A 14,432-nucleotide genomic window follows, 5' to 3' on the forward strand; every position below is an offset into this window, starting at 1 on the left:
AGATCTACACGAAGTTTTTCTTTATCAATACTTACCCCTTCCAGCTCATGTAGATGATCTGATACCCATTGCAGACGTTTAGATAAGGCTCCGTATCTCTCCTGAATATATTCTTCTGACGATAAGCTAACAGCAAGTCTGGTACCGGAGGTACGGGCATCAACCCATTCTTGTTTAGATACCAGGTATTCATCAAAATCCTTATGCTGCTTACTTCCCACAACGGAAATATCTCCAGAACGAATATGATTACGCAGCTCTGTAAGAGCAGCCATCTCATAATAATGTCGATTAATTAAGCCGTCCCCGTCATACACATGTTTTTGCCAACGATTCGGGATAAAGTCTAACGGTGCTCCATCTGGAACCTTACGTTTCCCTGAATCATTCATTTCACGAATGGTATCTAATGCGCGTAATAATGGTTCGGTTGACTGAGTAGAACGAAATTCTAGTGCTCGTAGAAGAGTAGGTGTATATTTTCGGAGATAAAAGAATCGATTCTCCAATAAATCTAAATAATCATAATCCATTGGTCGCGCCAATTTCTTTGCTTCTTCAACCGAAGCAACTATCTTTTCCCACGGCATAACCGCCTCTAAGGTTGCAAATGGATCAAGCCCCTCGTTTCTAGCTCGGATCAGAGCTGCACCTAAATCAGCATAATGTATAACCTTTTCATTGACGGACTTTCCATTTTGTTTTTGTATTTCTTCTTGTGCTTTACGTCCCTTTGATTGCAAGATCATAATCTGCCGATCATGGATTTCAATCGCTTGATCGATTAAATCTTGACTTACATTCAAAAGGTAGGCGACTAGAATGGCGTATCTTTTTGTCTCGTTAAATCGCCGGAATGAATGTGGCTCGTATCTTGCTCCCAAACGGGACAATTGTATGAATCGGTTAGGATGGATCTCACCCGTGCTTATCGATAATTCAATTCCCCGAATATACTCCAGACGCTCAACCACTTTTAGAAATGCTTCTGGCGAGGATTGGCCAGGTACCTCCCGAAGCCATGCTAGAAGTGTTTTTCCGTTCTCTACAAATGGATCGATCAGCCTGTCTAATCTCAGCTTTTGCCAAGCAGAAAGGGAATTTGTTAGCTGTTTAAAAATCCTTTCCTCTGCTCGATGACGGGTTTCCCAGACGAGCCTTTCAATTGTTGTCATGGCAGGAAGAATAATTTTTCTCTTTCGTAGTTCGTTTAGGAGGGTACGAATCAAATGAGTCGGATTTCCATTCTCCATCGCATGTTGTAATAAAAATTGGGATGAACTACGGTATTCACGTGAAGAGAAATTACGATACCCATAGTCCTGACGGATCTCTTCAAGATGTTCACGTCTGGTCGGGTCCCGTTGAGCATACAGAGGATAGACTTCCGGATCAACATCAATTTGCTTGGCTATGTATCGTAAGACAGTCTCAGGAATATCTTTCAAATCAGACAATGACCAACCAGGATACCGAAGAGTACATAACTGAACAGCAAAGCCTAAACGATTATGATTTCTCCGGTGCCTGTTGATGATTTCTATGTCATGTTTTGAAAAGGTATAGTAAGTAGCGAGTTCCCATTCACTCATGTCTGGACGAATCCTCATGAATTCATTTCTTTCCTCTGGTGTTAGTAATTCTCTTCCTCTAACCGGCATAAACTGCTCATCCTTTCAGATTATTGCCAAGCTATTTTTTCTACTTCGGATTGCAAATCAGCTTGTGTTGCTTTGACGTAGATCATTGTTGTGTCTAAGCTGTCGTGTCCCATAATTTGCGCTAACCGATGTAATGGGGTGTTGTCGGCCATGACATAGCCGAATCGATGGCGCAAATCGTGAGCACTTAATCCTTCTAAGCGAGCTAATTTCATGTATTTTTGAATGAGATGTCGTAAAGCACGTTCAGTTAATCGATCACCTGTTTTTTCTGAAGGGAATAGATACAGACTATCTGGAGACAAGTTCACCATATACTTTTCTAATATGGCCCGGCAGGTTGCATTCAGTGGTACTTCTCGTTGCTTGTTTCGTTTTCCTGATCGAACCGTAACCTGACCACTTCGTTTTCCAATGATTACATCACAAGGAGCAAGATCACAGATTTCCATAGTTCGAAGTCCCGTATGCAGCATTAAAGTAATGATCGTTTGATCTCGAATCGATCCACTATGCTCCACCGCAGCAATGAGAGCTGCTTCTTCTCTTTCGGTCATCTGCCGTGGGCTTGCCTTTTCTTCTGGTACCAACTTGACCGGCTTAGACGGATCGCGACGAATTAAGCCTTGAGCTGAAGCCCACTCAAAAAAACGTTTCAATGTAATTAACCTACGGTTAATCGTGGCTGGTTTCAGCTTCATTTCCTTTTGCATCACATCGCGGTATCTGGTGATGGTAGGTGTTGCTACATCTTCGATACGAAATGGTATAATTTCTTCAGATACTTGTTCGTTTTCAAACCATCCGATGAAATGCTTCAGATCCCCACCGTACTCTTTAACTGTTTTTGGTTTCAAATCCTCCTCAGTTTCGAGCATATGTATAAAGTCGGCAATGACTTTTTCTCCTTGTTCTGAAATCCCGTTTCCTGTCATCTTGAGACCCCCTCAATTCTTGACTTACATTAGCGGACATGATAATCTTATCTTAACGGAAACATTAGCGGACATCAATGATTGAATTAATATATCCATCATGTCCACTAATAACAATTAGCGGACATTTCATGGAGGAGGGTTTTCATGGCCATCAGCAAACGTGAATTAATAAAGTTAATTGAGCTTCTTCCAGACGAGGCTAACCAATCAGCATTTGACTATCTGAAGTACCTCTCTATACGTCACCGACCAGACTGGGACGAAATTGCACTGATGCAACCAGATGATGTTCCTTTGAGCGAAGAAGAAGAACGACAACTGAAAGGCAGCTCCGAATTTATGTCATGGGAGGAAGCGATGCGTGAGCTCAACTTACCAACTGACATTAAGCCGTGATGCTGTAAAATTTGTTGCCAAACAGGAAAGAGTAATACAAGAACGCATTAGAAAAGCATTAACTGGTCTAATTGTTCGTCCACCAGTTGGCGATATAAAACCTCTCAAGGGTAGAGGTAAGCTTATGCGCCTTCGAGTGGGTACATACAGGGTGATTTTTGAAGTCAATCATACGGAACAAATGGTTTACATATTGACTATCGATAATCGCGGTGACGTCTATTGATCAACATGTTCTGGGAAAAAAGTGAAGCCGGTTAATCCTTAGAGTAGGAGAAACCGGCATTTTCATGATCACTATTCGCTTAGCGTATAATATTTTCGTTAAAAATGTTGGTGCGCTCCCGGTAAGGAAATGTTTATGATTCGACTCACCTATTGGAAATAATTACATAAAGTATCGTTAAGGTACCTATTTCAGAAATTCCATCGATAATTGCGTTTGAACCCTACAGCAGAGAATCCCCCGAGAATATTTATTTGGGGGATTCTTTAGTTTTCAACATAAAAAAAGCAAGGAATGTGGATTTCCTTGCTAAGGCACCTCTGTGTTTCGAGTTATGCAGTTGTACAGCATATGCAGGAACCTTAGTTTTGGTGTAGGTTTTAATGTGTTTCCAGTTCAGACATTCGTTTTATTATCGATTCAATTTTTTTGAAAATGATCAATCTGGTATTCCAATCTAAACTCATGTCAAACGTGTGGGATACGAATTTTTCCCTCATGGTTTCCAAATGATGTATATCATTAATGGATCGGAGTTCTTTGAGAAAATTATGCATAACTCAAACGCTCCTTTATTGTTTTCATACATAATAGTCATTCATTTGGCTAGATGAAACGCATACATTAGCACATTCATTTTCATGACGTCTATATCGAGATTGATAAACTGTAATAATATGCTGGTATCCTTAGCGTATAGGAAACCGGCCTTTTTTCCTTCAATCACTGCTTAGCGTACAAAATCCGCACTTTGTTGGCGGTACCCCTGAACTAACGGGATACGTTAGTTGAACAAAGACAGCGGCAGTCTAAGACTTTATTTTTCAAGTCTTGGTCCGCCGCTGTTTCATTTTTATTGTCAGTCTAATACTTATTTTTGGAAGTCTGGCGATTTTTAATCTCATAAAACGCGTTAAATCGCGCCTCTGAGTCTAAAACTTTATTTTCACGGGACACCTACTTACCGGCGATCGTCCCAAATAAAAACCATGTTTTCGCCGCGATCGACTGTCTTGTCTTTACTGTCCGCAAAGTAGTCCATAACAAACGAGTTGGAGTACGCGTTCGCGGAGACAGCAGCGTGTCGTGGCCCGATGTCGTAGATGCTGTAACGATAGGCTGTTAGCTTATTTCGTGAGTTAAGCTCTGTCAGGAACTGATAGCCTTCCAGGAAGCGCTTCTCGTTCATGCTCAGATTCTTGTTTATACGGTAGTCGCCTTTGTTGACCGCGTAGTGCATGACTCCCTGCACAGACTTCAGTGATCCGTTGATCTCACGCTCGGAGAAGCTAGCCATTCCGTAATCGATGCCAAGCATAGCCAGCAAATAAAGCAAAACCGTGAACATGATTACCTTTGGTTGGAACATCGTTAGTCATCCTCCGTTTCCTTGTGATACTTTTCAAGTAAGTCGGTATATAGATCCATGTCATTGTCGTTCACGATCCAGCCACCACCATACTTCCGATTTTCGATAATGGCTGGCCAATTCTCATAATCTTCTTTTGTTGGTTCCACCATTTGCTTACCGTACCAGGCAGCAAGATCTAGAATAGTACTTTCTTGGCCATTCCAGTAGGTGTTTGCTGTGCCGTAAGGGAAAGCCATATCCATCGAGAAAGGAACAACTCGTCTGACATAGTGATCGTTATTGGTGAAGGTTTGGAAGTCCCCGACGATTTCAGCTTCTTCCCAGGTGCAACGCTCCAGGTTGTTTTTACCAGCTCTTTCCGCAACGATCTTGAACGGGAATTTTCCTGCTGGCGCATCCATAGGCGTGTAGTATTTCTTGCCACCATCTAGCAGCTTTTCGCGCGGATCGATTTCCGGATCATAGGGGTCGTAGAACTCTTTCCCTGACCATTCCTCCATCCATACATTCGGGAAGCGCCATATGTTGGTGCTGGATGAAACTGAGCTACCAGGGCGCTTGTCCGGTACTAGCTCTATTATTTTTGGTGATTGACCTGCAGGAGCAGAGAACTCAGCATACACACGCTGCACGTCTTTGAACGCTCCCCATTCCGTGTAGTATTCGGTTTTTACGGCAAAATCGAGGGCAGTCCCAGCACTTACTGGTTTGCGATCCCAGCCGATAATCTCCATATCCAGGTACTCGTAGTAGTAGGTGCAGTTGCCGTCCGGATCACATTCTACATGAACAAGGCCACTCGGCTTTTCTCCGGAGCAAGGTGTGGGCGGAACCAAATCGGGTTCTTTTACAACGATTCCAGCGTTCAGCACGTTGTTTGTGTAGGTTATTTCCGAATAGAGAAAATCTTCGTTGATTGTGACGCGTATCATGTGATTCCCTGGAGTATTCGGTGCCCTCATTTCAAAGACTAGGCGCTGCCTTTCCGTTCTAGCCAAGGCTACACGGCGTTCCTCCACCAGCTTTTCATCAAAGTAGAAGCGCACCAAGGCATTCTGGACGCTATCGGTCGAAAATTTACCGTTCCCAACCTGTGCTTCTACTTGCATGAGTTGACCGGTTACGATTTTCTGATCTGGATAAAGGCTTGATACATATAGGTCTAGCCCTTCACGGAATAGCACACGCTCTTTGATTACGTTGTTTTCCCAATCAGGCTCCCAGCCTGGTCGGGTACGGTATGGATTGATCTCCGCGCTCATTGTGGAGGCGCTGCGCGACGATTTTACCCAGAATGGCCCGACTTCCAGTGTTTGGCCAGGTGCGATTTCGATCTCGATTTCGTCCTCGATTTGTCCATCCATCCGCAAGACTACGTTTGTTTGAATCGGTGACTTAACACCTTCTATATGTTCCATATGTGCTTTCACATAAACACCGAATGCTACGTTTTTCTGCGGTGTAGCAATCGTCAAGCGCCAGGAATCGGGAATGAGACTCAGGTCGAGCGCTTGAGGTGTGATCAACACGTTTACCACGTTATTCTTATGGTTTTCTGTTTATGGCAGGATAAAAGTGCAGAGAATTGCGGCGGAAAACTGCAGAGTTCCACCGCAATTCTGAGGCCATGAAAAAGGCACTTGCCAACATCCCCCTACAAAATCTACCCTTGGATTTGGCTAGAATCTGAGGGAGTGAGAGGAATGTTGAAAGTGCCACAACAACAGTATATCCGATTTTTGCGGGAAGTCGAAGGGTGTTCGATTCAGGAAATTGCGGAACGTGTCCAGGTGAATTGGCGAACCGCCAAGAAATATGCGGATCGCGACGATTGGAATGAACCGGTATGCAAGCGAAAAGGCCGCCATCCGGTGTTGGGACCGTACTTAGAGATTATTGACACATGGCTGGAGGATGATGAGCGTCTTCCACGCAAGCAACGCCATACAGCCGTCCGCATGTTTCAGCGGTTACGGGATGAGTACGGCTTCCCTGGCGGGCAGCGAACGGTATCCGAATATGTCTCCAAACGGAAGAAAGCCATGGCAGCCGAACGAGCCGAACATTTTGAGCGTTTGGAGCATCCAGGCGGGGAAGCCCAGGCTGACTTTGGGACGGTGTACGTGGTCAAGTCGGGAGAACTGGTGGAGCGGAAAGTATTGACCCTGTCGTTTCCGTACAGCAATGCCGCCTTTGTGTTCCCGGTTCCGAAAGAAAACACGGAATGCTTTCTGGAGGCCTTAGGGCGGCTATTTCAGCAAATGGGAGGGGTTCCTCGCAAGATTTGGTTTGACAACTTGTCCGCTGCTGTTGTGTCCATCCAGCAAGGCGGAAAACGAGAGTGTACGGAAGCGTTTCGGCGTTTCTGCGCCCATTACCGCTTTGAGCCCCTGTTTTGCAATCCATACAGCGGCCATGAGAAAGGCCATGTGGAAAACAAAGTGGGGTATGGACGCCGGAACTGGTGTGTTCCGCCACCGGTTATCGATACGCCGGAACAACTGGAGACGTATTTGGCGGAAGCTGCCCGTGCGGATATGCAGCGCCCTCACTATGTGAAAAAGCAAACCATTGCCGAGTTGTGGAAGCAAGAAAAATGCAAGCTGCTGACGCTGCCGACGACACCGCTGGAGATTTTCCGGCTGGAGACGTGCCACCTGAACAAATACGCTGAGCTGTCGTTTGACGCGGCTCTCTTCCCGTTGCCGCAGTGTCGGGCCATGCAGCCGGTTTTGGTGAAAGTCAAGTGGGATGTGCTGGAGGTGTTAACGGCAGACGGGACATACACCCCGATTGTGACATTGCCTCGTCCCTATACGGAGAAAGTCATTCCAGTAGATTGGAAGGCGGTATTGAAGAGATATGAAAAACGCCCGCGGGCGGTGATGTATTCTTCCTTTACCAATATGATGCCTCAGGCGCTCCAAACGTTTTTGACGGTGGAAGACATGAATGCACGAAAAGCACGAATTCGCCTGCTCCATCGATTGCTCGACACCTATACGTTGAAGGAAATCGGGCAAGTACTGGGAGAATTGTCGCATCAGCAAGAGCATCTGGCTGTTGCCTTGGAGCATGCCCTTTACGCGATAAAACACCCTGTTTTCCGCCCGGAACCGTTTTCAGAGTCGCATACACCCCCTGCCCTTCACGGGCAGATACCCATACTGGATGAGTACGACCGGATCCTGGGGGTGAGGGTGGAATGAGAGAAGAGCTGGCAAAGGTGTGCAAAACTTTGCATTTGGCGCATGTGATGGAAACCTATGAACAGGTGCCGTTTGAAGATCGGGAGAGCTTCTTGCTGGGAGTCTTGCGGATGGAGATTCAACGGCGGGAGGAGACAAAGCTGAAGCGACTGATAAAGAAAGCCGCGTTTCCCCAACTGAAGACACTGGAAGATTACGCTTTTGAGGCAGTCACCTTACCGGAAACATGTACAAAGGAGGGATTGATCGACCTACGTTTTTTGGAGCGCAAGGAAAATGTGCTGATGCTGGGAAAAGTGGGCACGGGGAAGACCCATCTGGCAACAGCGCTTGGCGTAGAGGCGTGCCGAAGGGGATATGCCGTTCGATTCTTCCGTGTTCCCGATCTGGTTGCGCTCTTGCAGGAAAAACACGCGAATGGGGCACTGATGCGGTTTCAAAAAGAACTGGCAGACTGTGAGTTGTTGATTTTGGACGAGGTTGGGTTTGTTCCCTTTCACCAAACGGGGGCTGAGCTGTTGTTTCATGTTATCTCGGCCTGCTATGAGAGAAACAGTGTGATTGTGACGTCGAATTTGGAGTTTGGGCAGTGGAATACGGTGTTTGGAGATACGCGATTGACGGCAGCCCTTGTGGATCGCCTCGTCCACCACGCCCATATTCTGGCGTTTACCGGAGAAAGCTACCGACTGCGCCATGCTCTATCCAGCATGAAGTCTTCCTAAATTCTTTTGTATTGATGTTGGCAGTGTTCTGCATAAATTGGCCGCCAAACTCTGCATTTTTGAGTTGCAAAATACAGGTTTTCTTCGTGCGGAGATTTATCGTCCTGGTTTACCTCTGCCCAAAATGGATAAGGCTTTGATGGAACGGCAAACGGTGTGGCCACCTGAATGGGTTGCCCATCCGGATAGCTTTCCTTCGGGTAGACGGTGATTTCTTGCTCTTGATAAGTTGTCATGTCAAAGGTGTATTTGAGCTTCGTCTTAAAGGGGGCTGTAATGGCCATATTATGGCTCAGTTTGAGCTGCACATATGTACCCTCAACTCCTGGTGTAGGCGGCTCAGATGGCCGGTTGGCCACGTATTCTAACGCCAAGTCATCTGCACCAGCGATACTGTATGCCCAGGTTGTGCCGCGGTCGCCGTTGTTGGTCCCGAAAATCAGGTAATTGGAGTCTACCACTAACTCTGTGGCCAATCCTTTCCCTTGCACGCTCCAGTCCTTTCGATCTGTCGGGACAGATGCGTCACGGGCAACTGTGATGGATGATTCTACTTTTCCTTCAGGTGATTTCGCAATTTCAGCACGATTTCCGTCTCCATCCAGAAATATGAGCTGACCAGCATCGTCACCGTAAAACACGATCGTCTTCCCCTTTTCGTTCTCCAAACAGTAGTGTTATTCTCTACGAGTCTGCCTGTAACTACATTTTCATCAACCTTTTTGCCGACCTTGTCCATTCCTTGCTTGGCATACCACTGATACGCTCCGTCACTTGCTCGTACAGCTACGATTCCTCCAGGTTGACGGATCGGGAAAAATAGTCTGCCGGTCGTAATATCGAGCGCTGGAGAGTTATTTACGAGGGAAGTAGGCACGTTTGAATAGTGAACTTTCCAGACTTGCCCGCCATTTGCGGCAGCCAAGCTATAAAGCGTTCCACCCTTATCCGAAAAATAAAATCTATTTCCGTAGTAGATAGCGTCAGTGGCTAGGCCGGTACTTGTTTGATAGTAATTTTGCCAAAGTGGTTGTACGGTAGGTGCTTTTGGGTTCCCCAAAAGATCGAATCCATTGTCTTTTATCTGGAATAGGCGGAAGCGCCCAGCCTTACTGCTGTTCCGGTAGTTTAAGCCGGTTGCGAACATGTTTGTTCCAGGAATAGCCGTGATATGGCTGGTTATTTCTGCGTTTGATGCTGTGTCGAAAATATACCTACCTACCTGGGCTTTATTGGATTTCAGTCCCTTTATCGCATATATCACACCATTCATTGCTCCAAACACAGCTAGATCATCCTTTAGCACATAGGGTGAAGCAATGATTGTATCTGGCACCGAGAAATAGTTGACTTGCGTCATATCGGCAGTTACTACTACCAATCGGGAGCTTGCTCCGTTTCCCCAACCAATGTAAAAGCTTCCGTTTTCTTTACTCCAAGTGATGTGCGAGTATGTCTTTACATTCGCCCCGATCCGCGTAGCCTTGGCTCCGTTTTTTACCGCGAGAGATATTTGTTCTGAGTGGGATAGCTTGGATGTATCTTCTGTCAGAACAGGTAAACGAAACAAATAGGAACCGGCAGGGAGCTGAAATGAATTGCTGGAATCCGGAACAGAGCCAATTTGATAGATATATGTTTTGCCAGAACCATCAGTCACAGTGATTGGTTGCGATACAGACCAACCGGTCATGAAGTTCCACTGATAATGGATCGGCGTATCCATCGATGAGTCCTGAATATATCTAGTGCGTGTTACGTCTCCGGAGTACATCGGGTAGTCGGCTTTAACCGGTGGAGAAAGAGTGGCTATCACCAAAAGGGAAGTAGCCAGCACAGCAGCTGCTAATTTCCTTACCTTCCGAATCATTTTTGACCACCCTTGCTCCAGATGAGAACAGTCATGGCCGGTGCATCCCATTCCACCTTTTGACCAAGCGCTTCACTCACGAATCTGACAGGAACGAAAGTCCGGCCATTCTGCAGCCGCGCCACAGTATCCATATGAACAGTTTTTCCTCCCCCAACTTCTACAACGCTGCTATTCACTCTGAGCTTTATTTTTCCGCCGATCGTTACGGTTTGCGTACTTCCGTCCCAATCTACCTTTTGGCCAAGTGCTTCACTCACGAATCTAACGGGAACTTGTGTCCTTCCCTGCTTATCAATGAACGGCTTATCCCGTTCTTCAGTCAGCATGATCGGAACATTGTTTACACATATGGAAACTTCACTAACTTGGTTGCTTTGCCCCTGTCCATTGAATAAAGGGTCCTTGTGCTCTATGATGTCCCCTTTCACCTCGACCACTTTAGGTTCAATAACTGGAATCAACGGCTCTGCGTGTGCGATGCTATCGGACAACAAAACAGCAAGAGATAGCGTTAATACTGATTTTTTCATAGGTTTCTCCTCCTGAATTTCGGGTGTAAAAATACGAAATAACGTAATTGCTTTTGACCACCTTGTGTGGTAAGATGTAAATACATTGACAATACAGTGTATAATTTTGTGCGTATTGCTTTTATACATACCTAATTATTTATCCTACCACAGGAATAATGGTAGGTCTATTTGCGTTTTATATAGTTTTTAGTCTTGACCAATCGTCGGAACGTCTTTTTCGCATGGCAAGAGGATCATCTCTTGTATCAGCTCCCATGCTGTCCTGTCGATCCAAAGATAGTGCTGCATCTTGATATGCACGTCTACGCCATCAGGAACCGGATGGCGCTTTAGCAAGTCCTCTTTTGTTTTTTCAAGCAGCTCATCCACTTGCTGCAGCATAGACGACAGGCGCTCGTGCAGTTGGCCACTCTGCACCATTTCGGCATACATGGTTGGCCGGCGAACTTTCCAATGACGAGCCAATTGAATCACATTCATGCCAGGCACGCTCCGACTACCTTTACAACTGAGTCGCTGCGGATCTCCAGGCTACCGTTCTCGTACATTTTCTGATCGATACGAGCTTTCAATGACTCCTGGATGTTTGCTGCTAACCACTCTTCTGGCGTTTGATCTTCCAGGCTGGCCAAGTATTCGATTGCGCCCATTTCGTTTTGTGTCAACTGAATCTCTGTCCCGATCGTTGTTTTGATTTCTGTGATTACTTTCATACACATATCCCTCTCTTCTGGTTAATATCAAAAATTGATTGCCGCGCACCCAGAAGGTAATATTGTAGTGGATGCTATTCGGCATCTTTCGTTTGACCGTTCCTCACGCTTGCAGGCTGGAGGGAACGGTCTTTTACTTTTCTCCGCTGCTCTCTCCCCGTTTAATCCACGCATCTACCTCAACTGGATCAAATAGGTTCTTTCGAGGGGATGGGCGATGCACCGGCATTCCCTGACGAATGTATCTTGTCAGAGTTGGTCTTGAAATGCCCAAATAGACCATAATTTCACTCGTCTTCATGTACTTTTTCTCCGACATTTCCCCTTTTCCATGCCCCCTTTCCACTTCTTAACTATATATTACCATTTGATTCAAATTGGATCAAGTAGAGTCAAATTGAATCAAAGCTAACCCACCGTAGGTGCAACCCAGTTCCAGGGGTTTGGGGGGCTTCGCCCACCAACAAGATGGCAAATTTGAACGCTGCGCGGTCAACATTTGCGAATCTTGCTATTATCCCTAAAAGAGAAAATCCCCCCTATCGTCGTTGGCCACCCAACAGTCTTATAAGACATCATCGAACGCGTACCCGATTGCTAACTATTGCCACAAAGCCATAGAATTAAGAAGACATCGAATTTTAAATTAGGGAGGCGTTAATTTGAGTAGATTGATGGAATTTTTGAAAGAAGTAAAAGAATTGTTTGGTGATCGGGACAAGCCCGTTATGATAAGGAATTTCCTTTACGAAAGGCTGCTTGAACAAGCCGCTGGCGACGAAAAACAAGTCGAAAGAATCGTGAACGGATTCCTTGCAGATAAATTTGAGCAGATGGAAGAAGAGTCTCGCGAGCGAGAGGAAAGGGAAAAACACGACAAAGAACTGGTCGATTATTATGTATTCCTGGACAAGCACCTAAACGCTACGATAAACCGAAATATCGAAATCGGAATCACGAACGAACTAGTGGGTTATGAACCCCATTATTGTAACTACACACTGAAGGACTATAAGCTATCAAAGCCGTACAAGTATCTAACGCTTGAGTTGGAAAGAAACGGCGAGCGATACCCTATCACATTCGACCATATCGATGACATTAAGTTCTTAGAGGCTGGGGATACACTAAAGACCTGGATTTACATGCAACGTCCACTTCCTACATGGAGATTTTACCTCGATTATGATCCTGATTTGGCTAAGCAAGACGTCAACAGCGGACGCTTAACCTTATAGGCAAATAGTGGTAAAATATGCAAAGTGGATGTGGCAAACTGTCATTGCCTGGACAGTGATGTTGCGGACCGGCCAAAAGTGCCGCAAGATCGGCCGCATCCGAAGGATTTAGCAGACGAATAGACCGCCGAGCTGTCCCCACAGCTCAAAGGCGGTCTATTCTATTTTTGTCGGAAAAACTCTTATAAGATTTTTCTTATAAGAGTCTTATAAGAATTTTTAGCTGTTTTCAGCAGCTATTACCCAATTAAGCGCACCGCCCCCCTCCCCTTGCCATTTGAAAAGGTTTGCGTACTGCACCACAACAGGAAAAAGTCTTATAAGATTTTGTCTTATAAGACTCTTATAAGATAACGTAAAATCGCATTGCTGCATTTGCATAAATACAGTTTTTCTTATAATGCGTGATTATCACGCATTATTCCACCTTATACGACATAAAGCGAGCTAAAAAAAGAAGGCTCCCACTTGGGAACCTAGCTCTTTTGATCATCCTCTTTGATTTCCGTCTTTTTAGGTTGCTGCAGCTCGCGGATCTGCTCATAAAGTTCCCGAAGTTTGGCCGTTGCATCTTCGTGAGCTTTTTCAAGCTTCGCCTGGTACTCAGTCCGGAGTGCCAGCAGCTCACGCTCTTTTTCTACGTCCTTGCGCTCGGAAAGTCGTTCCAGCACTTCTCTGTGACGTTCTTCCCGTTGGCGTAGCTGTTCCTCTTGGACTTCCTTCAAGGTCGCTATATCGCGCTCCAAAGCGCTTATCTCAGCTGCTTGTTTCTCGGTTAGTGAGGTCAGATCAGAGAATTTAGTTTTAAGTTCCTGGTTCTCTTCACCGGCCGCCTTGTACTCGTTGACAAGGCCAGAGAGCGTATCGATGCGCTGACGGTACTCCTCAACCAGCATATTGTCTTTCCGCGAAATTTCAGAGAGCTGCTCGATCTGCTGTTCTTGTGCTTGGTTCTCCTTGGTGAGCTTGGCCAGTTCTTCCGTTTGCTGCCTGGTCTGTTTCCTCAGCTCAGTGATTTCCTGTTCCTGATTGAATATGGTTGTCGCTCGCTCTGCAAGCGCCTCGTCATGCTGTTGTGTGAGCTGTAAGCGCTCGGCTGCCTCCGTCTCGATCATGCCCAAGAAAAGCTCTACACTCCGGCGCGTGTGATACTCCAGTTCGTCCAGCTGCTTTTTGTACCCAACCGCATGACCATCTTTCAACAGCTGCATCTCATACAATGCAGCAATATGTTCAATGAACGCTTCCTGAGTATCCATTCCTGACTCCGCAAAAAGTGTTTCTAGTTTCTCTTTCAGCTCTGGACTAACTTTGTACGCCTTTGTTGTTTTTGCTTCATTGGACATAATCGGATATCCCTCCCATTGGTTAACCTGATAACTCTATTATATCAAGAGGTTAACCGGTTAACTAGGTTAACCGATGAAATTAAAGGGCATCTTCATTTTTTTCTCCCGTCTTCCTCATTTAGCGAAAGGAGCCATTCCTGTAATGAATGAATTTGGGGTTTGAATGAAAAAAGCACCTTCTGTAAACTGGGAAACGTTC

General features: G+C 45.7%; 16 protein-coding genes. 5 read left to right on the plus strand and 11 right to left on the minus strand.

Annotated features, from left to right (window positions below):
• Together JZI27_RS23375 and JZI27_RS23380 are read right to left on the minus strand one after the other, a co-directional pair.
• Nucleotides 1-1,661: DUF4158 domain-containing protein (locus tag JZI27_RS23375; RefSeq protein ID WP_280209555.1), on the minus strand; the 1,661-nt coding region annotated here is incomplete at its 3' end.
• Between the two features lie 20 nt (nucleotides 1,662-1,681).
• Nucleotides 1,682-2,596, minus strand: a complete 915-nt coding sequence (locus JZI27_RS23380) for a tyrosine-type recombinase/integrase (RefSeq protein ID WP_251238190.1) — start codon at nucleotides 2,594-2,596, stop codon at nucleotides 1,682-1,684.
• A 147-nt stretch (nucleotides 2,597-2,743) separates the two neighbouring features.
• Here JZI27_RS23380 and JZI27_RS23385 point away from each other — a divergent pair, with 147 nt between their 5' ends.
• Nucleotides 2,744-2,995: a hypothetical protein gene (locus tag JZI27_RS23385; protein WP_251238189.1), complete on the plus strand. Its 252-nt coding sequence runs from the start codon at nucleotides 2,744-2,746 to the stop codon at nucleotides 2,993-2,995.
• On the plus strand, nucleotides 2,961-3,221 hold the full coding sequence (locus JZI27_RS23390) for a type II toxin-antitoxin system RelE family toxin (protein ID WP_251238188.1): 261 nt from the start codon (nucleotides 2,961-2,963) through the stop codon (nucleotides 3,219-3,221). The genes JZI27_RS23385 and JZI27_RS23390 overlap by 35 nt, the downstream gene beginning before the upstream one ends.
• A gap of 961 nt (nucleotides 3,222-4,182) precedes the next feature.
• Here the strand turns inward: JZI27_RS23390 and JZI27_RS23395 are convergent.
• The gene (locus JZI27_RS23395) at nucleotides 4,183-4,590 is read right to left on the minus strand and encodes a hypothetical protein (RefSeq protein ID WP_251238187.1); all 408 of its coding nucleotides are present in this window, start codon (nucleotides 4,588-4,590) and stop codon (nucleotides 4,183-4,185) included.
• 2 nt (nucleotides 4,591-4,592) lie between these two features.
• Complete coding sequence (locus JZI27_RS23400) at nucleotides 4,593-6,122, minus strand: CARDB domain-containing protein (RefSeq protein ID WP_280209561.1); 1,530 nt, start codon at nucleotides 6,120-6,122, stop codon at nucleotides 4,593-4,595.
• Between the two features lie 174 nt (nucleotides 6,123-6,296).
• Here JZI27_RS23400 and istA point away from each other — a divergent pair, with 174 nt between their 5' ends.
• On the plus strand, nucleotides 6,297-7,802 hold the full coding sequence (gene istA, locus JZI27_RS23405; protein ID WP_023555239.1) for an IS21 family transposase: 1,506 nt from the start codon (nucleotides 6,297-6,299) through the stop codon (nucleotides 7,800-7,802).
• A complete protein-coding gene (istB, locus tag JZI27_RS23410; RefSeq protein WP_023555238.1) occupies nucleotides 7,799-8,527 on the plus strand; it encodes an IS21-like element helper ATPase IstB in 729 nt (242 codons plus the stop codon). The genes istA and istB overlap by 4 nt, the downstream gene beginning before the upstream one ends.
• On the opposite strand, the gene JZI27_RS23415 is transcribed toward istB, so the two are convergent.
• The 6 genes from JZI27_RS23415 to JZI27_RS25140 form a co-directional block, all read right to left on the minus strand.
• The gene (locus tag JZI27_RS23415; protein ID WP_280209563.1) at nucleotides 8,524-9,168 is read right to left on the minus strand and encodes a hypothetical protein; all 645 of its coding nucleotides are present in this window, start codon (nucleotides 9,166-9,168) and stop codon (nucleotides 8,524-8,526) included. The two genes, istB and JZI27_RS23415, sit on opposite strands and share 4 nt — an antisense overlap.
• Nucleotides 9,078-10,397 carry an outer membrane protein assembly factor BamB family protein gene (locus JZI27_RS23420; protein ID WP_280209565.1) on the minus strand — a complete coding sequence of 440 codons (1,320 nt, stop codon included), beginning with the start codon at nucleotides 10,395-10,397 and terminating at the stop codon, nucleotides 9,078-9,080. Before JZI27_RS23420 ends, JZI27_RS23415 begins: the two co-directional genes overlap by 91 nt.
• On the minus strand, nucleotides 10,394-10,930 hold the full coding sequence (locus JZI27_RS23425; RefSeq protein ID WP_251238185.1) for a copper amine oxidase N-terminal domain-containing protein: 537 nt from the start codon (nucleotides 10,928-10,930) through the stop codon (nucleotides 10,394-10,396). The genes JZI27_RS23420 and JZI27_RS23425 overlap by 4 nt, the downstream gene beginning before the upstream one ends.
• A gap of 189 nt (nucleotides 10,931-11,119) precedes the next feature.
• Nucleotides 11,120-11,413: a hypothetical protein gene (locus JZI27_RS23430; RefSeq protein WP_251238184.1), complete on the minus strand. Its 294-nt coding sequence runs from the start codon at nucleotides 11,411-11,413 to the stop codon at nucleotides 11,120-11,122.
• On the minus strand, nucleotides 11,410-11,646 hold the full coding sequence (locus JZI27_RS23435; RefSeq protein WP_251238183.1) for a hypothetical protein: 237 nt from the start codon (nucleotides 11,644-11,646) through the stop codon (nucleotides 11,410-11,412). The genes JZI27_RS23430 and JZI27_RS23435 overlap by 4 nt, the downstream gene beginning before the upstream one ends.
• A 133-nt stretch (nucleotides 11,647-11,779) precedes the next feature.
• Nucleotides 11,780-11,965, minus strand: a complete 186-nt coding sequence (locus JZI27_RS25140; protein WP_481752842.1) for a helix-turn-helix transcriptional regulator — start codon at nucleotides 11,963-11,965, stop codon at nucleotides 11,780-11,782.
• A gap of 343 nt (nucleotides 11,966-12,308) precedes the next feature.
• Here JZI27_RS25140 and JZI27_RS23440 point away from each other — a divergent pair, with 343 nt between their 5' ends.
• The gene (locus JZI27_RS23440) at nucleotides 12,309-12,884 is read left to right on the plus strand and encodes a hypothetical protein (protein ID WP_251238182.1); all 576 of its coding nucleotides are present in this window, start codon (nucleotides 12,309-12,311) and stop codon (nucleotides 12,882-12,884) included.
• A 476-nt stretch (nucleotides 12,885-13,360) separates the two neighbouring features.
• On the opposite strand, the gene JZI27_RS23445 is transcribed toward JZI27_RS23440, so the two are convergent.
• Nucleotides 13,361-14,230, minus strand: coding sequence for a coiled-coil domain-containing protein (locus JZI27_RS23445; RefSeq protein WP_251238181.1), 870 nt, complete (start codon nucleotides 14,228-14,230; stop codon nucleotides 13,361-13,363).
• Nucleotides 14,231-14,432: the final 202 nt, after the last annotated feature.

The organism is Brevibacillus sp. AY1 (genome assembly GCF_029870785.1).
GTDB lineage: Bacteria > Bacillota > Bacilli > Brevibacillales > Brevibacillaceae > Brevibacillus > Brevibacillus invocatus.